Below are 24,827 nucleotides of genomic sequence, written 5' to 3' on the forward strand. Positions count from 1 at the left end.
TGGGCAAGGGCTGGTATACTCGGCATACGACCTCGGTTTTGGTATCGGTTTGGTTTCAGCACCACCGAGTATACCAACCCGAGGTCGTTCTGTGAACATGCGTTGTGCGTCCCTGTCCGCCCTTAAACCTCGCGGGCGGGAGAGGGGGAGAGGGGGTGAGGGCATGCTGGCCGTTGTTAACGCGATAAACCATTACACATAGAACATAGAGCAAAGAACATAGTCAGAAATCAAAAGGCAAAAGAGCTAATATCTAATGCCGAGGTGCAGAGGGATGTGAGGGGTCAGGGGTCAGGGATCAGGGGTCAGGAAACACAATATCGAAACAGCAAGGAGCTTGGGGTTAGCAGCATAATCAAACTAATCTGTGGAATCTGTGGCTAAAAACTTAACCTTCGCGCTCTTCGCGTCATTCGTGGTTTCATTCTTCGTGTCCTTCGTGTCCTTCGTGGATCAAAACCTGACCCCTAAAAAACAGATTGACAATAAAAAGTTGGGCATGGTACAGTTTGTGATATGGTGATCACGATTGACCAGATCAATTGAATCGGCCAGGAGGAAAGAACGATGGATGATTTGATTGAGGATTTACTTGCTCATCCCAAGGTGCTTGAAACCCGCAGCCACCTGCACCATGGGATTGCTAAATACGAACATTTGATGCGAGTTACGCGCTATTCTTACCGAATTGCTCGTTTGCTCAAGGCTGATGTACGGGTTTGCGCTCGTGCTGCCTTACTGCATGATATCGATTCACGCTATGGCACGCTGGAAAATCATGGGGCGGTGGCCGCTCGCTGGGCCGAAGAACAGGGCGAAGATTTTGCTGTCTGCCAAGCGATTATTGGCCATATGTACCCCATCGGCCCTGCTCCGATGACCCGCGAAGGCTGGATTTTATCGCTGGCCGATAAAGCGGCCTCGTTGGCTGATCTAACAGCCTATGTGCGGGGCTTGGTCAATGGCCGCTCGCAACAAACCAAACGCGAACTCCAAGCCAGCGATCCCTTCTATCGCCCGCGCCGCAAGCCCAAACGCCGCGAACAACTGCGCAAAATGCTCGATCTTGATGTTTAGTTGATCACCAGCATAACCCTTGACGATGATTGTGTAACAGTTTTGTTGCACAATTTTTGTTTAATGAAGGCATTTTTGCTCTATCCTATTCCTGTGCAATTTAGCAGTAGGTAGTTCAATGTATTTTGTTCCTCAACAGAGACAAAATTTGCCAGTTAAATCAATTGTTCGATTTATATTAAAAAATACGCTAATCACTTCACTAATTACATCTATTCCTATCGGATTTTTAATGGTCTACGTAAATAAATATATTCTATCAATATTTATGTTTATTTATTGTATGTATCTGTATATTCCAGTCGGATTAGTTGTCGTAACCACGCATATAGTGTTGACAACGTTTTGTGTAAAACTGATTGGCGATACCAATAGGAAACAGTTAACCATCATTTGTGGAATTATTGGTATGCTGTTATTGATTGGTGTCTATCTCTATCGGCCATTTGTGCAACCACATATGGGGGCAGAATTAGTCGTCGTGAGTATGTATATTGGTGGATTAATTATTCCAGCAATGATTCAAATCGGCTCGGTTATCTGGCATATATGGCATGATCCTGACCCATGGGATCTATTGGGAGTATTGCATCAACCAACTGTTTAAGATAGCTTGATGCCTGTTTGAACAGAACTTAATATTTTTGACCGAATCTCGTGAGCGGCGTATTATAGCACTATATGCTTGGATCAAACATCCAGCATATCAGTGTTTTAGGAGGATAGAGTTTATGCGTTTGCTACGTGCGTTCGCGTTGTTGCTATTGGTGGCAGTTTTGGCTCCGCTCGGCTTACAGAGTGGGGTTGTAAGTGCCCAAAATGAGCAACGCACGGTCACTATTTTGGAAACCAGCGATATCCACGGTAATTTAATGGCCTGGGATTACTACACCAACAAGCCTGCCGAATGGGGCATGACCAAGGTCGCAACCCTCATCAAACAAGAACGGGCGATCGATCCCAATCTCTTGTTGGTCGATAATGGCGATACGATTCAAGGCACGCCTTTGACCTACTACTACAATGTGATCGACCAAAATGCCGCGCATCCTATGGCTGCGGTGTTTAATGCGCTCAAATATGATGTTTCATCGTTGGGTAACCACGAATTCAACTATGGGATGGATGTGCTGAATCGCTATATCAGCCAAGCTCAATACCCAGTAATGAGCGCCAACGTGCGCAAAAGCGATGGGAGCGAAGCCTTCAAGCCCTACATGATTAAGGATGTAAACGGCGTGAAAGTGGGCTTTTTGGCCTTGACCACGCCAACCGTGCCAACTTGGGAAAAACCCGCGAATATTGCAGGCCTACAATTCGCCGATCCGGTAGAAGTTGCTAAGCAATATGTGCCGCAAATTCGTGCTGAAGGTGCGCATATCGTGGTGCTGCTGCAACACACGGGCTGGGAAAAACAGCCTGCCGAAGCGACCAAACCCGAAGCATGGCTAACTGACCCCAGCACTTGGCGCGATACTGGCTCGTTGCCAGGTGAAAACGTTTCAATTAAACTCGCCCAAGAAGTGCCTGGTGTTGACGTGATTTTGACTGGTCACTCACACTTGAGCGTGCCCAAGGCAGTGATCAACAATGTGCTGTTGATTGAGCCATCGTATTGGGGCCGCGCTTTGGGCAAAGTGACGATTACCGTCGAGAAAAATGGCGATAGTTGGAATGTGATCAACAAAGATTCAATCAATATTTCAGTGACCAATGTTGCCGAAGATCAAGAGATCAAAGCCTTGGTACAACCGTATCACGACCAGACCTTGAGCTATATCAGCCAACCAGTTGGTACTGCTAGTGCCGAATTTGCTGGCGGCCCCAAGGCGCGTTATCGTGATAGCGCTTTGGCCGATTTGATCAACAATGTTCAAAAGCAAGCCGCTGCTGATGCAGGCTACCCCGTTGATCTCTCGTTGGCGGCAATTTTTACCGATGGCGGGATGATTCCAGCGGGCCAAATTACCCTACGCGATGCCTACAGCATTTATATTTACGATAACACGCTGTATGTGATGGAAATTAATGGTGATATTTTGCGCCGCGCGTTGGAGCGTAACGCCGAATATTTCCGCCAGCTTGACCCCAATGCCTTGCCCAGCGATCCCAAGGCGGTAGTCAATGATAATGCCCGCGATTACAACTGGGATTTATACACCGACATCGAATATACTTACGATTTGACCAAGCCAGCTGGCCAGCGTGTGACCAAATTGCAACTGAATGGGGTTGATATTACGCCTGAGCAAACTTTGCGCATTGCAATCAACAACTATCGAGCTGGTGGTGGCGGGGGTTTTGCGATGTTCCGCGAAGGCAAAATTATCTATCAATCGACCAGTGAAATTCGCGATTTGATCGCTGAATCAGTCAAAAATGCTGGCACAATTGATCCAGCAGTGGTGAATAAAGTTAATTTTACCCTTGTACCCGATTTGTATGCTCACTATTTTGGCAATGCCAGCCAACCGACTGCTACGCCAGTGCCAGCAGTTCCAACTGCTACTCCAGCGCCAGGTGTGCCAATCACCTTGCCTGATACCAGTGGCAACCAACCAACCTATGCTTGGGTTTGGGCGCTAGTGGCAATGGCCTTGTTGGCCTTGGGCCTCGTTGTACGTCGCAATTAAAGTCAAAGGGCAGAAGGCGAAATTCAAAAGAAGGAGCAGGTTTTAACGCAGAGTCGCAGAGATGATAGGGGTCAGGGGCTAGGTATCAGGAGGGGCTAGGTATCAGGGGACAGACTATAGGGGCAATCGTTTAGGATTGTGGGTTCTGACTCCTGAACCCTGGCCGCTGTTCCCTCGCCTTTCGTGCTCTTCGTGTACTTCGTGGATCAAACAACTGGCCCCTAGCCCCTGATCACTGACCCCTCGTATGCATTGCCTTCGCATACGATCATCGGCTATAATCAGCGCTACACTACACATTGCCGCACTTCACTATTTTTACTACATAAATTCAAGCGCGATTAATCAACCTCCGGTTCGCTGGGCTTGCAATGAGGATTCAGGTATGAAAGAAGTAGTCTGTATCACGCTCGGACGTTCGCGGCGTGACTTTAGCTTTACAACAACGCTGTTGGGCGAAGAGCTACGGGTGCGTCGCATTGGAGCCGATGGCGATGTCGAACGGGTCAAGCAACTGATTCGTGAGCACGATGGCAAGGTTGATGCAATTGCGCTTGGTGGCGTAATTGCTCATTTTCGCGTTGGCAAATCCAGCTATCAACATAACCAAGCCTATACGATTGTTAATCAAGCACGGGTTACGCCAACCGCCGATGGGGTACTGCTTAAATCGACCCTCGAACGTTGGACGGTCGCTCAGGCGGTGTCGCGTGAGCCAGGCCGCTTCAACTATCGCCGTGTTTTGGTCTTTTCAGGGATTGAACGCTATTCTTTGGCCGAATCACTGAGCGGCTACAATGTTGATTTGCGTTTTGCTGATCCCAAGGTGCATTATGGTTTGCCCTTCACACTGAGTTCGCTCAGCCAACTGGAGCGCTACGCCAAATTTGCCATGCCCGATTTGGCCAAAAAGCCTTATCGGCGAATTCACCCGATTGGCAAGGGCGCGACCCACGATAGCCGCCTTGAAAAAGATTGCGCTTGGGCTGATGTGTTGGCTGGCGATTTTGCCTTTATTCGGCGCTATGCCCCGCAAGATCTGCGAGGACGCACAATTTTGACTGACGATCCTTCGCCTGCTGAAATTGAAGATTTGCGCCAGCGTGGAGCACATACCTTAATTACCCTCACGCCCAAAATTAGCGAAGAACACCCATTTGTTTCGGCAGATGTGCTCGAGGCCATGATTTTGGCCGTCACAGGCAAGCGAACGCTTGATGAAGCAACGGTCTTGCAAATTACCGCTGATGCCAATTGGGAGCCGCACATCCAGCGTTTGACCAACGACGAAGAATTAGAAAAATTTGCCTTTGTGATTCACCCGCTCTCAACCAAATTTATTTATAAAGATCCCCGCTTCAAAGTCTTCAAATTTGTGCCCCAACGTTGGGTCGAACGCGCTATGGCCCACTTGCCACCACTCTATCTCTCACGCATGAAGGGCATCAAATCAACTGGTACAGGCAAGGAGATCGAAGGCATTTTGCTGACTTTGGGCGCTACACCCCGCGAATTGATGCGCCGTCCAACCGCCTTTACCTATCGCCGCTTGATCAAAGCTGCCCGCATGGCCGAACGCATGGGCGCGAAGCTGATGGGCTTGGGGGCATTTACCTCGGTGGTTGGCGATGCTGGGATCACGGTTGCCCAAAAATCCGATATTGGCATCACCTCAGGTAACTCGTTGACCGTGGCCGCCACCCTTGAAGCCGCCAAACAAGCGGTCATTCTCATGGGCGGTCGGGTTGATCAAGGCACGGCAGTGGTGATCGGGGCAACTGGCTCGATTGGCGCAGTTTGTTCGCGTTTGTTGGCTCAAGCGATTGGCGATGTGGTGTTGATTGCGCCGCGACCTGAGCGCTTGATTGCCTTGAAAAAACAAATTGAGGCTGAAACGCCCAACGCCAAAGTAACGATTGCCACCAAAGCCGACGATTATGTTGGTAGCGCCGACTTAATTGTTACTACGACCACCGCCCTCAACACCAAAATTGTCGATATTGAGCGTTTGAAGCCAGGCGCGGTGGTCTGTGATGTGGCGCGACCGCCTGATATCAAAGAAGATGAAGCCGCTAAACGCCCCGATGTGTTGGTGATCGAATCGGGCGAAATTACCTTACCCGGCGAGGTTGATTTTGGCTTTGATATTGGTTTGCCGCCAGGCACAGCCTATGCATGTCTCTCGGAGACGGCTTTGTTGGCGCTTGATGGCAAGTTTGAAGACTACACGCTTGGCCGTAACATCGAAATGGATCGGGTCAAGGAGATGTATCGTTTATTCAAAAAGCATGGCCTGAAATTAGCAGGCCTGCGCACCTTCGACCAATATGTCACCCCCGAAATGGTCGCCGAAAAGCGCCGCCTAGCCGATCAGCGTCGCCATGAGCTTGGCTTGCCAGTGACCACCGAAGCCGAAACCCTCGCCAGCGAAATGCCGCTGGAAGTTGGCGGCTCCAACTAAATCAATCCAACGGCGTGAGCTTCGTGCTTGCGCCGTTGCTTTTGCCCCTTGCAACGCCTCATTGCTCCCAACGTATCATTCTCTCTTTCTTGAAATCGGCGATGCAAAATAATAATTTCTATGAATTGATAACGACGAAAACTAGATAAAGGACTTCGTTATGTTTAATATCAATGGAACACCGTACTATTATGACCGTAATATAAGCCGTTTACTATCTACTATACAAAGCCGTATTTCTGATTTACGAACATCAGGGAAACTTTCTAAAGAGTCACTTAAACATATATCTAATTACTTTAAAATAAAAAATATATACCATTCAAATGCTATAGAAGGTAATATGCTTGATTATGGTGAGACAAGATTAGTAGTTGAACAAGGTTTAACTATATCAGGTAAGCCATTAAAAGATAGTATTGAGGCGGTAAATCTTTCTCACGCATTAGATTTTTTTATGGATATAGCAGGTAATTCAAATGAAAAAATAAAAATATCTGATATTAAGCAAATTCATTCACTTATATTGAAGGATATAAGTGAAGAAGCTGGTATGTTTAGAGTTTCTAATGTTGAAATATCAGGATCTAATTTTACACCACCTTCTTTTCTTCAAATTCAATCTGAGATTGATAATTTTTCGAAATGGTTGGATAACATTGAATTTAATGATTATTCAATAAATCCAATTATTTTATCTGCTATAGCCCATGCTTGGTTTGTTTATATACATCCATTTATTGATGGAAATGGAAGAACTGCGAGAATTATAATGAATTTAATATTAATTAAATTTGGGTATCCTATTGCGATTATTACTAAAGATGATAGAATCAGATATTATGATGCTTTAGAAAATACACAATCTAGTGATTTAACCGCATTTATATCTTTGATAACTGATTCAGTTGATGAGAGCCTAGAAGAATATTATAAAGCAGCCTATGATCAAAGAGAGAAAGATGAGTGGGCAAGGTTATTGATGGATAAAGTAAATAGTAGAGAGGATATGAAAATAAAAAATGAATTTGAGATATGGCGAAGTTCAATGAATTTATTGCAAGGCTATGTACGAAATCTTACAGAATCAATAAATGATGCATCTGATTCGAAATCTATAAAAATATACTTTAATCATTATGATATAATAGAACTCGAAAAATATATTCTGTTAAAACAAAAAAAGACAACTAAAAGGACATGGTTTTTTAAGATAACTATCTTATATAATGGAATTGATAGAAGATATCTATTTTTCTTTGGGTTTTCTAGTATTACACTAAGTAATCATACAGGTAATAGTGTTACTGTACATGTTGCATATGAAACTGATCCGTTTCACTATGAAAAAATAGAACATCTTAATATACCACTGCTACCTGATCTTATTGAAATAGGATATTCTACTAATGATGAAGATTTTATTTGTAGATTTAAAGACGGTACAATAAGTCATTTGAAAGTTGAATCATTTGGTAAGGATTTTATCAGAAAAGCGATTGAGCATGCTATTTCCATGTAAGAGAGATTGTTTATACGGAACGCCGCAAAACACCCCGCCCCAAGACCCATGTGGTGGGTTCCCCGCGCGGGATGAATGCGTGCTAGTTCTATCTGAGAGCAATTAAAGAGAGAAATAGGCTGTCTCGTGAATATCAATCGGCTAAAACATCCTTGCGGTGGATGGGTTTCGCGCATTCCTACTACTGAAACGCCGCCATTTTTGGGGTAGTGGACGCTGGACAGACGGTTGCCGGGTACCCGCTGGGTGATGGTTCGGCGGGAACGGTTTCCGCTCAAACCATCGCTATGGATATCGCCAACCAAAAGGAAGTCTAATCATGCGAACCGTGACCCGTTGCTTCAAGTATCGACTGTATCCTACTACTGACCAACAAAATACCTTGGTACAGTGGGCGGGTTGCCGACGCTTTGTCTGGAATTGGGCGCTGCACTGCAAGCAAACCCAGTACCAAGCAACGGGTCAACGACTGAGTTATCAACGGCTTGCGGCGATGTTGGTTGACCTGAAACGTCAACCCAAAACGGCCTTTTTGCGCGATTGCCATTCGCAACCGTTGCAACAAAGTCTGATGGATTTGGAAACGGCCTTTACTCACTTTTTCGCCAAACGCGCCAAATACCCGCGCTTCAAGTCGCGCAAAATCACCCCGCATAGCATGCGGTTCCCACAAGGGGTAGTCGTGGTTGATGAACGGACGATCAGCGTGCCAAAAATCGGGCCGATGCGAGCGGTGATTCATCGACCACTGCTGGGGATAGCGAAGGGTGCAACGATTAAGCAAGATCCAACAGGCGCATGGTGGGTGGTGTTTGTCTGCCATATTAACCGCCCTGATGTTGAACCACCGACTAATCAGTCTGTGGGCATTGATGTCGGGCTTGAATCCTTCACCACGCTGTCAACAGGCGAGAAAACTGCTCCACCGAAGTTCTCCCGCCGCAGCCAGAAGAAACTTGCCCGCGCCCAACGCGCCTTATCACGGAAACAAAAAGGAAGTACCAACCGCCTGAAAGCTCGTAAGCGGGTTGCCAAAATTCACCAGAAAATCAACAACCAACGCATGGATTGGCTGCATAAGCATGCGTTGGGGATTGTTCAACGATTCGACATGGTGTGCATCGAAGACCTGAATATCAAAGGCCTTGCGAGAACCAAGCTGGCCAAATCGTTCAGTGATGCCTCCCTCAGTACCTTCATGCAACGATTGCAGGAAAAAGCGGAATGGCACGGACGGCGGGTTATTAAAGTTGGGCGTTTCTATGCCTCATCAAAGACCTGTCATCACTGCCAGACCAAAACCGCCTTGACGTTGGCGGTTCGTGTATGGATGTGTCACGCCTGTGGCACGACCCATGATCGGGATATCAACGCCGCGATCAACATCGTGCATGAAGGGCTACGCCTGCTTGCCGTTGGGACGACGGAAAGCCAAAACGCTGCTCGAGATGGTGTAAACCCAGCGAAAGGCTGGTAGCTGTCGTTGAAGGCAGAAGCCACGCCCCTCGTGGGCGTGGTAGTTCACGCTAGCCTGTAGCTATTGTGGCGGCGATGTTCCTGACGATTGGGAAGAATGTAAAACCTGTGGCTGGTTGCGTGATGGCTCGTTGGCCTTGCCACTTGAGCCACTCAAATGCCCGTATTGTGGCGATGATGTGCCCGATGATTGGGAAGAATGCCCAAGCTGTGGCTGGTTGCGCGATGGCTCGTTGGGAATTCCCCAGCCAGCACCGCCAGCACCAAGCGTGCGCCAATTGATCTGCCTACGTTGCCAAGCCCAGATGACATTCCTAGGGTTTAAGCAATTTCGCGAAAGCTCGACTTCACTAGATATTTTGCAAGGCCGTTTTGGCTCGTTTCGCCAGGATTTTCAAATTTTGGAGTTGCATGGCTGTGGCTATTGTGGCTATGCCGAATTAGCCTTGCCTCACATTGGTAGTTAGTCGGGATTCTGAGTTGAAGGGATTTTATGATGCAAGCTTGTACTTATTGCGGCGGTGATGTTCCCGACGATTGGGAAGAGTGTGCAACCTGTGGTTGGCTGCGTGATGGCTCGTTGGCCTTGCCGCTTGAGCCACTCAAATGCCCGTATTGTGGCGATGATGTGCCCGATGATTGGGAAGAATGCGCAAGCTGTGGCTGGTTGCGCGATGGCTCATTGGGAATTCCCCAGCCAGCACCGCCAGCACCAAGTGTGCACCAATTGGTCTGCCTGCGTTGCCAAGCTCAGATGACATTCTTGGGCTTCAAGCAATTTCGCGAAAGCTCGACTTCGCTAGATATTTTGCAAGGCCGGTTTAGCTCGTTTCGCCAGGATTTTCAAATTTTGGAATTGCATGGCTGTGGCTATTGTGGCTATGCTGAATTAGCCTTGCCCCACATAGGTAGTTAATAGCGCAACAATCGCCTACTAGCGGCGTATAACCCCATAGCGAACCACAATTTAGGAGGAACAACTATGGGGTTATTTGATGGATTAATGGGCAATGCTTCGGAAGTTGATCCGCAAGCAGCCCAACGTGATTTTGCTCAACTGCTAGCTTGGGGCGAGCAAGTGCAACGCGCCTATCAACTGATTCGCGATTTCTTTATTTTTACCGATAAACGCTTGATTTTGGTTGATAAACAGGGCATTACTGGCAGCAAAGTCGAATATCATTCGATTCCCTATCGCAGTATTACCCACTTTAGCATCGAAACTGCTGGCCATTTTGATCTCGATGCCGAGTTGAAAATTTGGATTTCGGGCAATCCTGTGCCAATTCAAAAGCAATTCAACAGCCGGATCAATATTTATCAATTGCAAGCGGTTTTGGCTGCCTTCGTTGCTCGTTAATTAATCAGCTTGCATGGTTTTCTCATGCAAGCTGATTTTATTTATTCTGCCTGAAACTCCAACACATACAAGCCATAGTTGAAATCACTAACATAGACAAATTGATCACGCACTTGCACGCCCCACAAGGCAACTTTTGGCGAATTATTCATCGGCCAAATTGCCACTGATTGAGGTTGGCTCGGATCGCTGATATCGAGCATGCGCAGGCCATCTTGATACCACGAAGCATACAAATATTGGCCTTGTACTTCAGAATTATGCACTGTTGGGTTGGAGCGCAACGTCTCATTAATTGAATTTGGCGTGTTGTAGCGCCCAACTTCAACAGGCTGGCTGGGATCGCTCAGATCAAAGAATTGAATTGCGCCGCCGCCATCAAAACAGCTTTCGAGTGTTGTTTCAGCCTCAGGTTGGCTAAGCAAGGCAGCGGCGGTTGTGCTGCTAATAGTAAACATCGGCAGATCAAAATCATCGATCAAATCAACATCATCGCCAAATTGCAGCTCCTCAAATGGCGCATTGGCATAAATCAACAATGCTGCGGCCTCACCATTTTGGGCAATTTGCAGCTTTTGCTCAATCGAACAGCCTGCCATTTCGGCCAACACAAACAACCCTTGAAAATCAGGATACTCAGCTTCAGCATCGCAGGCCTGCCCAATAGCTAAAACCTTGGCACTCAGCGGGGCATCAAGTTTGCCGCCAAGCGGCAATTCGTGGGCGTAATCTGGCTCGGCCAAAGCTGGGTGACTAATTTTCGCCTGATCGTTGCTAAAATCTTCGTTGTTCAAGGCCAGCATTTGCCCATCGTTCCAATCGACGACTGAGTGTGCATCGCCTTCGGCTAGCGCTGGATAGGGTGTTTGGCCAAGGTAGATTGGTTGTTTGGGGTCTTGAATATCCAAGATAATCACGCCGCCATCCCAATATGAGAGGTAGGCACGTTGGCTGTTGCTGCTGGCCCGCACGCTATGCAAAAAGATCCCCGGGAAATTGCCACGAGTACGATCAGCATAATCTAGGGCTTGCCAATTGGGCTTTTGATCGATGCCCCAACGGCTGAGCATGCTCGGCTGGCTAGGGTCACTAATATCGACGATCCACAATTCGCCGCGATCTTCGGGCTTGGGCGTTGTGCCAAAAGCATTGTTGGTGGGTGCGGCCAATAAAGCCAAGGCCTGACCACTGGCCGTAATCGTTACATCAAGTTCATGAACGCCAAGGTTGGTTTCAAAACGAGCCAATTCTAGCGGCGCAGTTGGATCTGTGATATCCACAATTTGAATGCCTGGCTTGGTTGCTTCGCGGCAGGGCTGAATCCCCAAAACTGCAATATCTTGCTCGCCAATCCGCACCACATCCATATCTTCAAGCGAGGCATATTTGACTGTTGGCGAATAGCCTGCCAACTCTGGGTTAGCTGGATCGCTCACATCAATTAATGTAATTTGATTTTCGGCGGGGCATGAGCCTGGCTGCGAACCGAGCAACACCAAATCGTTATACAACGTGAGATCGGCGTGGCGACCGCTGGTTGGTGGCTTGAGTTTCAATCCGCCAACGTGCTTGAAATGCGGCCCCGTGATAATCGGAGTTGCAGTGGCAGCGGGTCGCGGCGTTTTGGTTGGATTTTGATTTACGCCATCTTTATCGGAGCGGGCTTGCTCACCAGCTTTGTTGTTGACGGTTGCCGTTGCAAGAATTGCTGTAGCATTTTGGTTGGCGCAGGCAGCGATTACGATTAAGCAAATTGCCACGCTGAAATAACGCCATGAACGTTGAAAAAACATTGATTCTCCTCTCGTCACAACTGCTACGCGCTGGTTGGCAGTTGTTGGTGCATAAATTGATAGAGTGTCCGAACGAATTTAACTGGCTCCTCGAATGGTGGGCAATGGCCGCTGCGTTCAAAGTGAATCAAGGTTGATTGTGGCAAGTGCTCGTGTAAATATTCGCCAACTTTGCCTGGGTAAAGCCAGCTTTGCGAACCATAACACAACAAAATTGGCACATCCATGCTTGCCAACAAATCACGATAATCGCGGTCGGCCATATCTTCGGCTAATGGCAACAATGCTTTACGATCGTAGTTGCGGCGATAGGGCGAGGTTAGCCAGGTTGCAAAACGCAACAATGTGCGATTGGGGTGAACGACACCCATGGCAAAGCGGCGTAATACTCGTCGTTGTTGGCTCTCAAATAGTTGGCGCATGCTGGTGATATGGTCGCGCGTGTAGGCTCCAAACAAACCCATGGTCCATTCTGTGCTGGTTTGCATACATGGAGTTTGATCAACCAGTACGATGCTTTTGAGCTGGGAAACCCCAAATTGACGCGCATATTCAAAGGTTGTTAGGCCACCCATCGACCAGCCAACGATCGTTGGTTGCTCAAGTTTGAGGTGTTCGATCAATTGATGTAAATCTTTGGCTAAACGGCTGATTGTCAGTTCACCTTGGCCTGGGGTGCGTCCGTGGCCGCGCAAGTCGATTGCGATACAGCGATACCAACGGCGCAAGGCGGTGGTAATGCCAACCCAATGTGAGCCAGCGCTCGTCCAACCATGAATAAAAATGATTGCTGGTTTTTGGCCGCCAGTATCACTATAAAAAATCGGGTTTTGATCATCGGCAAGAAAGCTCGACATAGCATCCTCCATAGTTTAATGATGTTTCGCGGCCAGCAAGATCGATTTGTGACGTTATTTGACACAATCGTCAACTATACTCAGCTCAAAACCAAGCGGGTCGTGATAGAAAACGCTGGGATGAGTATTAAACGATGAACTGGAGTACAAACGATGGAACAGGAAGCTTTAGTTACCCGCACCTACCGCGCTGCAATTCGCTCTGGAGATGATTATATAACGATTGAAGAAACAATTGCACTCCCTCCAACGGCTGATGATGCAGCAATCAGTCAAGCGGTTGAAACTGGCTGGCGGATTTTTCGGGCGCAGCAGGCAGCAGTTGAGGCGCAAATTAGTGCCTTGCGCGATGCTCACCCTGCGATGACTACGCCACGCATTGCCGACCCCGATTCGCCTGCGAGCGACAAACAACGCTCCTACCTTGAGTATTTGATTAATACCTTGGCGATCAACGATGGTCAGATGCAAACAACGTTGCAAGAGCACAACGCGACCTACGAAACCCTGACCAAGGGCCAAGCTTCAGAAATTATTGATGGCTTGAAGCAGCAATTAGATCACAAGCCTGCGACCAGCCAATCCAGCGCTGCGGCTAGCGCCAGTGCCAGCAGCACCAGCAACATGCTCGATTCGACTGCTAGTGAGCCGCCAGCCAGCACGCGCCAATTGGCAGCATTGCAACGGGTCGCAGGCCAACAAGGCGTTGATCTGAGCGCTGAAATTCGCCAACGCTTCGGTGCACAACAGCTTGATGATCTCTCGGTTAACGAAGCAGGGGCATTGTTACAAGAACTGCAACAACGTAGCGTGCGCCGCTAAAAGTCCTATGGGTGGCTAGCTCAAATGGATAGTGAAACAATGACCAATGGCTAGCCGAAAAATTCGCAAACATAGCATCTAGATATGGGCAACTGAGTAAGTACATTAAACCGGAGGAACACCAATGAACGTTAAAGGAACCGTAAATCGAGTTGAATTGATCGGCTGGCTGGGTGGCGAACCAACCCAACGCTTTTTACCATCGGGAGTTGGGGTTTGCGATTTCAGCGTAGCAACCAAGCGTTTTGGCAGTAAAGATGAACAAGGCGAACAAACGTTTGATACCGAATGGACAACCATCGAAGCTTGGAATGGCCTAGGCGATATTTGCCAAGATCGGTTACACAAAGGCAGTCGGGTACGGGTCGTTGGTAGCTTGCACACCCGCTCGTGGGAAGACAAAGAAAGTGGACAGCGCCGCTCCAAAACCGTCGTTCGTGCCGATGAAGTGCTGTTTCTCGATGCCTATGGCAACGACGAATAACCAAGTCACGCCAAAGCCCTCAGCAATATTGCTGAGGGCTTTGGTGTTTGGAGCCGCATATCGGACTTGAACCGATGACCTACCACTTACAAGGCGGTTGCTCTACCACTGAGCTAATGCGGCTTAACGCGAGTCATTATACGCATGAATCGACGTTTGGTCAAGATGGATGTTTGGGAAGCGGTTGGTGGAGGTTGGGGATTGGAAGTTTGCCTAGGGTCGATAAAATCAAGGATTATTAACGATACCTCGATTGGCGCTTTTTAAGATTTTTGCTGTTTCAAGTTTAAATAGGCCTATTTAATCGTGTTTAATATTCTTTGGATTTGATAGTTTTTGCTGCCTCCCTGTTGACAGAAGTGGATAGTTGTGGCACTGTACTTCACGCCGCACGAATTCCAGATCGTGCCTCAACGAGGCCACCTAAAGCGACGCTGCCCCAGTACACGTCAACTTTGAACTGATTCGCCGCGTTTTGAATGCGTCGGTTGGTGGCATAGTGTGAACTTTTAAGGAAAACCCTATGGATCATAAATTGGTGATTGTTGAGTCGCCAGCCAAAGCAAAAACTATTCAAAAATATCTGGGTGCTGGCTATCGCGTTATGGCAAGCATGGGCCATGTGCGCGATTTGCCCAAGAGTAAAATTGGCATTGATATTGACAATGATTTTACCCCTGTCTATGAAATTAGCGAGGGCAAAGATAAGCTCATTGCCGAATTGAAGCGTGAAATCAAGACTGCTGATGCCATCTATCTCGCAACCGACCACGACCGCGAAGGTGAGGCAATTGCCTGGCATATTTTGCAAGCAGCCAATATCGGCAAACGCAAACCAGTCTACCGGATTACCTTTAATGAAATTACTAAGGATGCGATTCAGAACGCGATTCGCAACCCACGCGAAATCGATGCCAACTTGGTTGATGCCCAACAGGCCCGACGGGTGCTTGATCGCTTGGTTGGCTATAAAATTTCGCCAATTTTATGGGCCAAGGTGCGGCGTGGGCTTTCGGCTGGGCGGGTGCAATCGGTTGCTGTGCGCATGGTGGTTGAGCGTGAACGCGAAATCGAAAGCTTCGTGCCCAAAGAATATTGGACAATCGAGGCCGATTTATCGCCAGCTGGGCTGAAGAAACTTGGCAAGCACGACATTTTTCGGGCAATTTTGCATGCTCGTAATGGTAAAAAGCTCGATAAATTTGCGATTCCCAGCAAAGATGCTGCTGATGCAGTGTTGGCTGCCTTGGAAGGGGCAAATTATCTTGTTGGCACAGTGACCCGCAAGGATAAACGTCGCTCGCCAGCTCCGCCATTTATCACCAGTACCCTGCAACAAGAAGCCAGCCGCAAGCTTGGGTTTAGCTCCAAACGCACCATGCAAGTGGCCCAAAAACTGTATGAAGGGGTCGATATTGGTGGCAAAGATGGCACAGTTGGTTTGATTACCTATATGCGTACCGATTCAACCAACGTTTCAGTCGATGCCCAAAACGAAGCTCGCACGCTGATCACTGAGTTGTATGGCAAAGAGTACGCTCCAGCCAAACCTAATATCTACAAAACCAAGGCTAAAGGTGCTCAAGAAGCTCACGAGGCGATCCGCCCAACCAGTGTCGTGCGTCGCCCTGATCAATTAAAAGCTGCGCTTGGTCGCGATGAATTTCGGCTTTACGACTTGATCTGGAAGCGCTTTATGGCTTCGCAGATGGCGGCGGCAATTTTCGATAGCACCAGTGTCGATATTGGGGCTGGAGCTGGAATCAAAACTGCTGCTGGTGCGCCATTTACCTTCCGCGCAACTGGTTCAGTGCTTAAATTCAATGGCTTTTTGGCAGTCTACAATGTTAGCCTCGATGAAGGCGACGAAGATGAGGATAAAGAGGCCTTATTGCCGCCGCTCAATGAAGGTCAAGCACTCGATTTGCATGATCTGTTTGGCGAACAACATTTCACCACGCCACCACCACGCTATACCGAAGCTACTTTGGTGAAGCAGATGGAAAGTGAAGGGATTGGCCGCCCATCAACCTATGCGCCGACGATCTCAACCATCGTTGCCCGCGAATACGTTGAGTTGGTCGAAAAGAAATTGATGCCCACCACCTTGGGTCGGGTTGTCACCGACTTACTGGTTGAGCACTTCAAAGATATTGTCGATTACAACTTTACTTCGGATATGGAACAGCGACTTGACGATATTGCTGAAGGCCAACGCCGTTGGGTGCCAGTGCTGCGCGAATTTTACGATCCGTTTGCTTTGCGCTTGCATGCTGCCGAAACTGAAATGCGTAACGTCAAGCGTGAAGAAATCAAAACTGAATTGCCCTGCCCTCAATGTAGCACCCATCTGGTGATCAAATGGGGTCGTAATGGCGAATTCTTGGCTTGTTCGCGTTACCCTGAGTGTAGTTGGACTGGCGATTTAGAGCGTGACGGCGAAGGCGGGATTCATATCGCCTCGCAGCCTGAAATTTTTGGCAACACCAATTGCCCCGAATGCGACAACCCAATGAGCCTCAAAAAAGGTCGTTTTGGGCCGTTTCTGGCCTGTAACAACTACCCAACTTGTAAAGGCATTCGCAAGGTACGGGCGCAAGGCAAAGATTTTGTGGTGATTCCGCCGCCCAAGCCAACCGAGGAAAAATGCCCCAAATGTAATCGACCAATGGTGCAAAAAGAGGGCAAATTTGGGCCATTCTTATCGTGCACTGGCTACCCTGAATGCCGCTCGATTGTGCGATTAACGCCCAACGATGCTCCAACCTGCCCACAATGTGGCGAGGGCAAAGTGGTCGCCAAACGTGCGCGTGGTGGCCGTACCTTCTTCTCTTGCACGCGCTACCCCGATTGTACCTATGCGAGCAACGCCTTACCTGTGGCGGTTTCCGAAGAAGTAGCCTAAGTTTTTCGCTTGACGCAAGGTTTTATCGTATCTCGATAAAACCTTGCGTTGCTGTTTAAAGGAGATTATGGTGATAAAGCATCTGGCTGAGGCGCTGCGCTTTCTCACAATCTTGCCAATTCCAGGCAAACCTGCGCTTAGCGAACAAGCCTTAGTCCGTTCAATGGTGGCTTTTCCGCTGGCTGGAACACTGATCGGCGGTTTGGTTGCAGCGACATGGGTTGGAGCAACCTGGCTATGGGGAGCGACCACAGGCAGTTTATGTGCAATTCTCACGTGGGGCGCAATCACCAGCGGCTTGCATTTGGATGGCATTGCTGATAGTGCCGATGCGCTGTTTAGCTGGCGTTCGCGTGAGCGCAAGCTAGAAATTATGAAAGATAGCCGGATTGGCACGATGGGTGCAATTGCATTAATTGGTATTCTGTTGCTAAAATGGCTGTTTGTGCTTGGTTGCGGCGATTTTGCTTGGCGAGCGTTGATTGTGGCTCCAACGCTTGGCCGTTGGGTCGATATTATTGGGATTTTCTGGTTTCCGCCTGCGGCTGAAGGCGGGCTTGGGCGCACATTTCACGACCATACGCGGCGCAGTGATTTTTGGTGGGCGACGAGCTGTGCTGGTTTGGTCGCGGCGGGGTTGCTCTGGTGGTGGGCTGGATTAATATTTGTTGTGGTGACTGTGGCTATCATCGTTGTTGCCCGTTGGATGGTGCGCTCGTTGGGTGGCTTAACTGGTGATACCTATGGTGCGCTCTGCGAAATTGCCGAAATGCTGGTGTTGGCGGTGGTGGCAGCCTTGGTTAACCATCAAATGCTTTAAAATACCACCGCGCCATCAAAGCTTGGCGCGGGTAAGTACGAGAATTCATTGCTGAACTCGCTTCTGCTCGGATATCTGTACGGCACTTGTTAGCAAATGTTGCAGCAAACTCAAAAGATCGCAACTTTTCAAGCTACGATTGCAAAAACTAGGTAAATTTGGCTGTGGTTCGACGCTTATGGTAAGCGAGCGATGGTTTCGCCTTTGCCTAACGTGACGACTGCTACCATATCATCGTGAACAACAATGGTCTCCTCACTATAATCTTCTGGCACTAAGGCCTCTTCCAACTTTGACGCATAATCGATCTCGCTTGTTTAAATGAACAATGGCATTATGAGCAGCGCTCACAATGCCATTATGCTGAGACTCGCGTCAAGCAATGTCACTACATTTTGATTTTATGGCCTAATTTTTTGAGTTCTTCGCCAGCAATTACATATTTTTGAATTTCGTTGGTTCCTTCAAAAATCCGTGTGACGCGGGCATCGCGATACATTCGTTCGAGTGGTACTTCGCGGCTAAAGCCCATTCCACCATAAATTTGAATCGCTTCGTCGATAATTTGCGAAGCAGCCTCGGTGCAGAACAACTTAACCATTGACGATTCAAGCGTGGCTGGCTTTTTGGCATCGACCAAGGCGGCGCAATGATAAACCATTTGCTCCATGGCATAGATTTTGGTGCGCATTTCGGCCAACTTGATCTGAATTGCTTGGAAATCGGCGATTGGGCGGCCAAATTGTTGGCGTTCAACGCTATAGTGCAAGGCCAAATCATAGGCTTCTTTGGCTGAGCCAAGCGCACTTGCCCCCAAACCACAGCGCCCAATATCCAGCGTTTTCATGGCAACCCCGAAGCCAGCCCCGATTTCGCCCAGTACATTTTTGGCGGGCACACGGCAATTTTCAAAGAAGATCGAGGCGGTATGCGAGGCTCGTAAGCCCATTTTTTCCTCGACTTTGCCAACTTTGAAGCCCTCGAAATCTTTTTCGACAATAAATGCGCTGATACCGCCGCGTGCACCGCGCTCGCGATTGGTCGAAGCAAAGACCACAATCACATCGGCAAACGAGCCATTGGTGATCCACATCTTGCCGCCGTTGATGATCCAATCATCGCCATCTTGGGTTGCGGTGGTGGTAATGCTGGCCGCATCGGAGCCGGCATTTGGCTCGGTGAGTGCCCAAGCACCCAACAATTTGCCCTCGTTGAGCTTACTAAGATAGCGTGATTTCTGCTCGTCGTTGCCCGATAGAAAAATCGACATGCCACAAAGCTGGGCGTGTGCGCCGATAATTGTGCCAGTTGAGGCACAATAACGATTAATTTCCTCTTGCAAAATACAATAGCCGACGATCCCTGCATCAGCGCCGCCGTATTCCTCGGGGAAAGGAATGCCGAGCAAGCCCAAATTACCAGCCTTGCGAATTGTTTCGAATGGCACACGTTCTGCTTCATCGACTTCGCGGGCAATTGGCTTAATTTCTTTGACCGCAAAATCGCGCACGGTTTCACGCAACATGCGTAGCTCTTCGTTGAGTTCCATCGGGGAAACCTCCTAAATAAGGGCAAAAGTCAGGAGTCAAAAATCAAAATAGCAGGGTTTAGTCAATGGTTTCAGTGCTTAAATTAGGGTGTATCATTTAAACATGAATTCTTGGATTGAATATTTTGCCTTTTGCCTTTTGACTTCTAACTTACTATGTATCGTTTTTTACAATTAATTGGCTCGCCAAGCGAGATTGGGCGTTATTTGGCGAGTGTGCTGCAACGAGTCGCCTCGCCGTTTCGCTCAAGCGCCTGGGAGCACGATTTGGCTTTTTTGGCCGAATGTGCGGCGATTATTCGGCATACCCATTCAGCCTTGTGGGATGAATTGGCGGCCTTTGCTGATGCCTTCGATGCACCAGCCGAACGTAGTTTGTTTCTGCGGGCGGCGGCCTTACCTCAAGCTTGCTCAGCCGTGGCTTGGCAACATTCCAGCGGCCACGTATTTGTTGGGCGTAACTACGATTTTTACATCAATATGCCAACCCGCGATTTGCTCTCCACCAGCAGCAGTTATGGCTATAAGCATATTGGCATGAATGGTGGTTTGGTTGGCGGTCGCTACGATGGCATCAACCAACATGGCTTGTTTGTTGGCCTGCATAAAGTGATGGCTGATCGGCAGGAGCATTTGCAACCAGGTGTGCCGTTTCATCTGCTGCCGCGATTGGCTTTAGATTTATGTACCAGCACCGCCGAAGTGATTAGCTTGTTTCGCGAATTGCCCCAGCTCTCATCCTTTAACTACACTGTTGCTGATCGCCATGGTCATTTCGCTCGTTTAGAGTGCTATCCTAGCCAACCGATCGGCGTTTTAGAAGCGGATGGACTGCTGGCAACCACCAACCACTTTGATCATCCCAATTTGGTGCGCTTGCAAGGCCGCCGTCAACGTGACGATTCCAAAGCTCGCGAAGCCTTTTTATGTGCTACCGTGAGCCATGAACAGGGCGACCCTTGGTTACAAACCGCCCAAGCCATGAGCGATCATCAAGTGCCAGTTTGTTGTCATAAAGAATTTTCGAGCACGCTTTGGTCGGGTTTGTACGAATTGACCCAGCAACGGGTGGCCTATAGTTTTGGCGCACCCTGCCAAGTCGGCTATCGCGAATTGGAATTTTAGCTTTGTTTAACCACGAAGCACACGAAGTTTCACGAAGACTTGGTTTAATGGCTCTTAGTGCGCTTCGTGTTCTTCGTGGTTTCAGCCTTACAACAACTCGAAAATGCCCGCAGCGCCCATGCCACCGCCGATACACATCGTCACCATGCCGTAGCGGCCATTGCGACGACGCAGTTCGTTGATGATTTGAACGGTCAGTTTCGCGCCAGTACAGCCAAGTGGGTGGCCTAAGGCGATTGCCCCACCATTAACGTTGGTTTTGCTTTCGTCGATGCCAAGCTCGCGAATAACCGCCAAGGCTTGCGCACCAAAAGCTTCGTTCAATTCGATCAAATCGATGTCGCTGAGATTCAAGCCGGTTTTCTTCAAAACTTTGGGAATCGCCACGACTGGGCCAATGCCCATAACTTCAGGGCCAACGCCACCAACCGCAAAGCCAATAAAGCGGGCCAAGGGTTTCATTCCAAGTTGATCGGCTTTTTGGCGGCTCATCAAGAGCACGGCGGCAGCACCATCGCTGGTTTGCGATGAATTGCCAGCGGTCACAGTGCCCTTGGCGTGAAACACTGGGCGCAATTTGGCCAAGCCTTCTAATGTCGTATCGCGGCGTGGGCCTTCATCGACCTTGACCGTCGCGCTGCTACGCTTGATTGCGCCGCCAGCTTCGGCTTCAGCAAACTCAACATCGACTGGCACAATTTCATCAGCAAAGCGGCCTGCTTGAATTGCTTCGATCGCCTTCATATGCGAGCGATATGAGAAGGCATCGGCATCTTCGCGGCTAATGTTGAATTGACGGGCAACATTTTCGGCGGTCAAGCCCATGTTGATGTAAATTTCGGGGTAGTGCTCGGCCATCCATGGGTTTGGCGCGAATTTATTGCCCGACATTGGGACCATGCTCATCGATTCAGCGCCGCCAGCGATGATCACATCAGCGCCGCCCGCCATAATTCGTTCAGCGCCCAAGGCAATTGTTTGCAAGCCCGATGCACAAAAACGATTGACAGTTTGGGCTGGTACATCAATTGGTAAGCCCGCCCGCAGTGAGGCAATTCGGGCCATATTCAGGCCTTGCTCACCCTCGGGCATAGCACAACCCAAAATCAAATCTTCGATTTCGCGGGGGTCAAGGCCTGGTGCTTGTTCAACCACAGCTTTAATCGCTGCTGCTGCCAAATCGTCAGGCCGACTATTGCGAAACATTCCGCGCTTGGATTTGCCGACGGCGGTTCGCGCACCAGCTACAATCACAGCTTCATTCATCGTTGAATACTCCTTTATGGATATGGGGATCGGTTGTTGAATGTGTAAATAGGGTTCAGGGATTCAGGTTGAGTTACATTCCCTCACCCCAACCCCTCGCCCACTGCGGTGGGCGAGGGGCGTTCCACGGTTAATGCTGGAGGGATTCCCCCTCGCCTGCTGGGCGGGAGAGGGGGCTAGGGGGTGAGGGAATGCGCTTTCTTGCCCCAATAACCAACCCCAGTCCTTCTAATTCCGCAATGGCTTGTTGTTTTGCAACATAAACATAATGCGTTCCATGGTCTTGGGTTCGCGGCAAAGTGCCAAGAATACTTCGCGCTCCATCGCCAAGAAATGCTCTTCATCGACCCATTGTGGGCTGCTGAGGTCACCGCCCGCAATTGCATAAGCCAGTTTGTTGCCGATAAAAGCATCGTATTCGGAGATATAGCCGCCTTGTTGCATCATCCACACGCCGACTCGCATCGCAGCCAAGCCATCGCGGCCAGCAGCATAGAGTTTTTCGCGGGCAGGTGGGGTAAAGCCAGCCGCCGCCAGATCAAGCACAAACTGCTTAGCTCGGCCAAGCAACTCATCAGCATTCATCACAATCCGATCAGCTTCGGTTACAAAGCCTTGATCGCGAGCTTCAAAGGCGCTAGTGCCAACTTTGGCCATACCAATTTGCTCGAATACTCGTTGCAAGTATGGCGTTGGATCGCTTTCGGGAGCCAGTTTGATTGCAGGAGTAATGATCCGGCGCACAAATTCTTTGACCCCGCCAGCCCCAGGAATTAAGCCAACCCCAACTTCAACCAAGCCCATATAAGTTTCGGCAGCGATACACATGCGTGAGCCGTGCAGCGAAACTTCAGCGCCACCACCGAGCACGCGCCCGAATGGTGCGGTGACAATTGGCTTGGGCGAGAAGCGCATACCTTGCATCAAGTCGTGCGAGGTTTTCAACATCTGCTCAAGCTGATCGAATTGATCGTTTTGAGCCGCCATCATCAGCATAAAGATATTGGCCCCGATGCAGAAATCTGAGCCTTGGTTGCCAACGACCATGCCTCTCCAACGATCGTCTTTGAGCAATTCCAAGGCTTTGAAGCCCATTTCGGTGATTTCGCTATCAAGCGCGTTCATCTTGGAATGAAATTCGAAGCACAATACGCCATCGCCCAAATCGAGCAAGCTGGCTGAATCGTTGCGGGCGACTTCTTTGCCAGCACTGCGCAACTCGTCAAGGTCGATTTTCAAGGCTGAGCTTGGCACGGCTTCGTACTCGCCAGTGACTGGACTATAGGCTTGGTTGGCTCCATCATCTTGGCGATAGAACGAAGTATGACCTTTTTCGATCAATGCCAAAACCCAATCAGCCACCTGAATATCGCGATCCTGCATCAGCTTCACACCATCGGCGAGGCCAATGGCATCCCACATTTCAAATGGCCCCATCTCCTTGGCAAAGCCCCAGCGCAAAGCATTATCGACATCATACAGATGATCGCTAATTTCTGGGACGCGGCGAGCAGCATAGGCCAACGATGGCAGCAAGGTATCGGCGATCAGTTTACCGCCACGATCTTGGCTTTGGTTGACCAAGAAGCGCAAGCGAGCCGCCAAATTGCCTTGTTTTTTGGCTTGCTTGATGATTGGCAAATCAACTTCACGTGGGGCGCGATGTTCGCCGGTTTCCCAATCGAGCACCCAAAATTCCTTGCCATTCGCACCTTTGACAGTTTTGTAGAAACCTTGACCCGATTTTTGGCCAAGCCAGCCCCGTTCCAACAAGCCTTGCACTGGGGCGGGAGCCAGCAGCGCGTCGCGTGATTCATCGTTGGGCACGAGATTGTAGAGGTTGTGGGCAACCCCAACCATCACATCGATGCCCACCAAATCACCAAGCCGGAAGGTTCCCGATTTGGGGTTGCCAATCAAGGTTCCAGTCAAAGCATCGACTTCTTCAATCGTGTAGCCATTATCGACAATATATTTCATGGCATACGCGCCGCCAAAGGTGCCGATACGGTTGGCGATAAAGTTTGGCGTATCTTTGGCGATCACCACGCCTTTGCCCAAGCGTTCTTGGCCAAAACTGCGAATATAGTCAATAATTGCCTGATCGGTATCTGGGGTTGGAATGACTTCGAGTAATTTGAGATAGCGTGGTGGGTTGAAGAAGTGGGTTCCAAGGAAGTGCTTTTTGAAATCGTCGGAGCGACCTTCAGCAATTTTGTGAATTGGAATCCCGCTGGTGTTCGATGAAATAATGCTGCCAGCTTTGCGAATTTCATCGATGCGTGCCATGAGTTGTTGCTTGGGTTCGAGTTTTTCAACGATAACTTCGATCACCCAATCGGCTTCGCTGACAACTGCAAAATCGTCTTCGAGATTGCCAAGCTGCACCAATTCGCCAGCTTTTTTGTTCATCAGCGCGGCGGGGCTGCTCTTGACCACCCGATCCCAGCCAGTTTGCACAATCCGATTGCGCACGGCTTTGGTTTGCAACGAAAGCCCTTTGGCCTCTTCCTCAGGCGTGAGCGTGCTTGGCACAATATCCAACAACACGGTGCGAACGCCAGCATTGGTCAGATGTGCGGCGATGCCACCACCCATTGTGCCTGAGCCAATTACCACTGCACGTTGAATGCGGTACGTCATTGAACCACCTTTCTTTCTGGTTGGAAGCGATTTT

Annotated in this window: 18 protein-coding genes, 1 tRNA gene and 1 pseudogene; 14 read left to right on the plus strand and 6 right to left on the minus strand. The window is 49.1% G+C overall.

The window, feature by feature from the left end; genetic code table 11:
• Nucleotides 1-567 precede the first annotated feature (567 nt).
• The 9 genes and pseudogenes from ABEB26_RS16505 to ABEB26_RS16545 all read left to right on the plus strand — a co-directional run bounded on the left by ABEB26_RS16505 (nucleotide 568) and on the right by ABEB26_RS16545 (nucleotide 10,529).
• Nucleotides 568-1,077: an HD domain-containing protein gene (locus ABEB26_RS16505; RefSeq protein WP_345723144.1), complete on the plus strand. Its 510-nt coding sequence runs from the start codon at nucleotides 568-570 to the stop codon at nucleotides 1,075-1,077.
• A 409-nt stretch (nucleotides 1,078-1,486) separates the two neighbouring features.
• Complete coding sequence (locus ABEB26_RS16510; RefSeq protein ID WP_345723145.1) at nucleotides 1,487-1,684, plus strand: hypothetical protein; 198 nt, start codon at nucleotides 1,487-1,489, stop codon at nucleotides 1,682-1,684.
• A 124-nt stretch (nucleotides 1,685-1,808) separates the two neighbouring features.
• On the plus strand, nucleotides 1,809-3,710 hold the full coding sequence (locus ABEB26_RS16515) for a bifunctional metallophosphatase/5'-nucleotidase (RefSeq protein WP_345723146.1): 1,902 nt from the start codon (nucleotides 1,809-1,811) through the stop codon (nucleotides 3,708-3,710).
• 385 nt (nucleotides 3,711-4,095) lie between these two features.
• The gene (locus ABEB26_RS16520) at nucleotides 4,096-6,171 is read left to right on the plus strand and encodes a serine carboxypeptidase (protein ID WP_345723147.1); all 2,076 of its coding nucleotides are present in this window, start codon (nucleotides 4,096-4,098) and stop codon (nucleotides 6,169-6,171) included.
• A gap of 160 nt (nucleotides 6,172-6,331) precedes the next feature.
• Nucleotides 6,332-7,693: a Fic family protein gene (locus tag ABEB26_RS16525; RefSeq protein ID WP_345723148.1), complete on the plus strand. Its 1,362-nt coding sequence runs from the start codon at nucleotides 6,332-6,334 to the stop codon at nucleotides 7,691-7,693.
• A gap of 319 nt (nucleotides 7,694-8,012) precedes the next feature.
• Complete coding sequence (locus ABEB26_RS16530; RefSeq protein WP_345723149.1) at nucleotides 8,013-9,170, plus strand: RNA-guided endonuclease InsQ/TnpB family protein; 1,158 nt, start codon at nucleotides 8,013-8,015, stop codon at nucleotides 9,168-9,170.
• Nucleotides 9,171-9,237: 67 nt separating this feature from the next.
• Nucleotides 9,238-9,636 (plus strand): annotated as a pseudogene (locus ABEB26_RS16535) (double zinc ribbon domain-containing protein); the annotation flags it as partial.
• 26 nt (nucleotides 9,637-9,662) lie between these two features.
• Nucleotides 9,663-10,085, plus strand: coding sequence for a zinc ribbon domain-containing protein (locus ABEB26_RS16540; protein WP_345723150.1), 423 nt, complete (start codon nucleotides 9,663-9,665; stop codon nucleotides 10,083-10,085).
• 66 nt (nucleotides 10,086-10,151) lie between these two features.
• Nucleotides 10,152-10,529: a PH domain-containing protein gene (locus ABEB26_RS16545; RefSeq protein ID WP_012191890.1), complete on the plus strand. Its 378-nt coding sequence runs from the start codon at nucleotides 10,152-10,154 to the stop codon at nucleotides 10,527-10,529.
• Nucleotides 10,530-10,570: 41 nt separating this feature from the next.
• Here the strand turns inward: ABEB26_RS16545 and ABEB26_RS16550 are convergent, their stop codons facing one another.
• Nucleotides 10,571-12,322 carry a PA domain-containing protein gene (locus ABEB26_RS16550; RefSeq protein ID WP_345723151.1) on the minus strand — a complete coding sequence of 584 codons (1,752 nt, stop codon included), beginning with the start codon at nucleotides 12,320-12,322 and terminating at the stop codon, nucleotides 10,571-10,573.
• A gap of 23 nt (nucleotides 12,323-12,345) precedes the next feature.
• Complete coding sequence (locus tag ABEB26_RS16555) at nucleotides 12,346-13,179, minus strand: alpha/beta fold hydrolase (RefSeq protein WP_345723152.1); 834 nt, start codon at nucleotides 13,177-13,179, stop codon at nucleotides 12,346-12,348.
• 153 nt (nucleotides 13,180-13,332) lie between these two features.
• On the opposite strand from ABEB26_RS16555, the gene ABEB26_RS16560 reads away from it, so the two are divergent.
• On the plus strand, nucleotides 13,333-14,001 hold the full coding sequence (locus ABEB26_RS16560) for a hypothetical protein (protein WP_345723153.1): 669 nt from the start codon (nucleotides 13,333-13,335) through the stop codon (nucleotides 13,999-14,001).
• A 124-nt stretch (nucleotides 14,002-14,125) separates the two neighbouring features.
• Nucleotides 14,126-14,485, plus strand: a complete 360-nt coding sequence (locus ABEB26_RS16565; protein WP_345723154.1) for a single-stranded DNA-binding protein — start codon at nucleotides 14,126-14,128, stop codon at nucleotides 14,483-14,485.
• 48 nt (nucleotides 14,486-14,533) lie between these two features.
• Here the strand turns inward: ABEB26_RS16565 and ABEB26_RS16570 are convergent.
• Nucleotides 14,534-14,608 (minus strand) — tRNA-Thr (locus tag ABEB26_RS16570).
• 400 nt (nucleotides 14,609-15,008) lie between these two features.
• On the opposite strand from ABEB26_RS16570, the gene topA reads away from it, so the two are divergent.
• Nucleotides 15,009-17,390: a type I DNA topoisomerase gene (topA, locus tag ABEB26_RS16575; RefSeq protein WP_345723155.1), complete on the plus strand. Its 2,382-nt coding sequence runs from the start codon at nucleotides 15,009-15,011 to the stop codon at nucleotides 17,388-17,390.
• Nucleotides 17,391-17,457: 67 nt separating this feature from the next.
• Nucleotides 17,458-18,210, plus strand: coding sequence for an adenosylcobinamide-GDP ribazoletransferase (gene cobS, locus ABEB26_RS16580; RefSeq protein ID WP_345723156.1), 753 nt, complete (start codon nucleotides 17,458-17,460; stop codon nucleotides 18,208-18,210).
• 388 nt (nucleotides 18,211-18,598) lie between these two features.
• Here the strand turns inward: cobS and ABEB26_RS16585 are convergent, their stop codons facing one another.
• A complete protein-coding gene (locus tag ABEB26_RS16585) occupies nucleotides 18,599-19,759 on the minus strand; it encodes an acyl-CoA dehydrogenase family protein (protein WP_345723157.1) in 1,161 nt (386 codons plus the stop codon).
• 156 nt (nucleotides 19,760-19,915) lie between these two features.
• Here ABEB26_RS16585 and ABEB26_RS16590 point away from each other — a divergent pair, with 156 nt between their 5' ends.
• Nucleotides 19,916-20,884 (plus strand): C45 family autoproteolytic acyltransferase/hydrolase, encoded by a 969-nt coding sequence (locus tag ABEB26_RS16590; protein WP_345723158.1) that lies wholly within the window; start codon nucleotides 19,916-19,918, stop codon nucleotides 20,882-20,884.
• A gap of 87 nt (nucleotides 20,885-20,971) precedes the next feature.
• On the opposite strand, the gene ABEB26_RS16595 is transcribed toward ABEB26_RS16590, so the two are convergent.
• Together ABEB26_RS16595 and ABEB26_RS16600 are read right to left on the minus strand one after the other, a co-directional pair.
• Nucleotides 20,972-22,150, minus strand: coding sequence for an acetyl-CoA C-acyltransferase (locus ABEB26_RS16595; RefSeq protein WP_345723159.1), 1,179 nt, complete (start codon nucleotides 22,148-22,150; stop codon nucleotides 20,972-20,974).
• A 228-nt stretch (nucleotides 22,151-22,378) separates the two neighbouring features.
• Complete coding sequence (locus ABEB26_RS16600; RefSeq protein WP_345723160.1) at nucleotides 22,379-24,793, minus strand: 3-hydroxyacyl-CoA dehydrogenase/enoyl-CoA hydratase family protein; 2,415 nt, start codon at nucleotides 24,791-24,793, stop codon at nucleotides 22,379-22,381.
• Nucleotides 24,794-24,827 lie beyond the last annotated feature (34 nt).

The sequence above is a fragment of the Herpetosiphon gulosus genome (assembly GCF_039545135.1).
Taxonomy (GTDB): domain Bacteria; phylum Chloroflexota; class Chloroflexia; order Chloroflexales; family Herpetosiphonaceae; genus Herpetosiphon; species Herpetosiphon gulosus.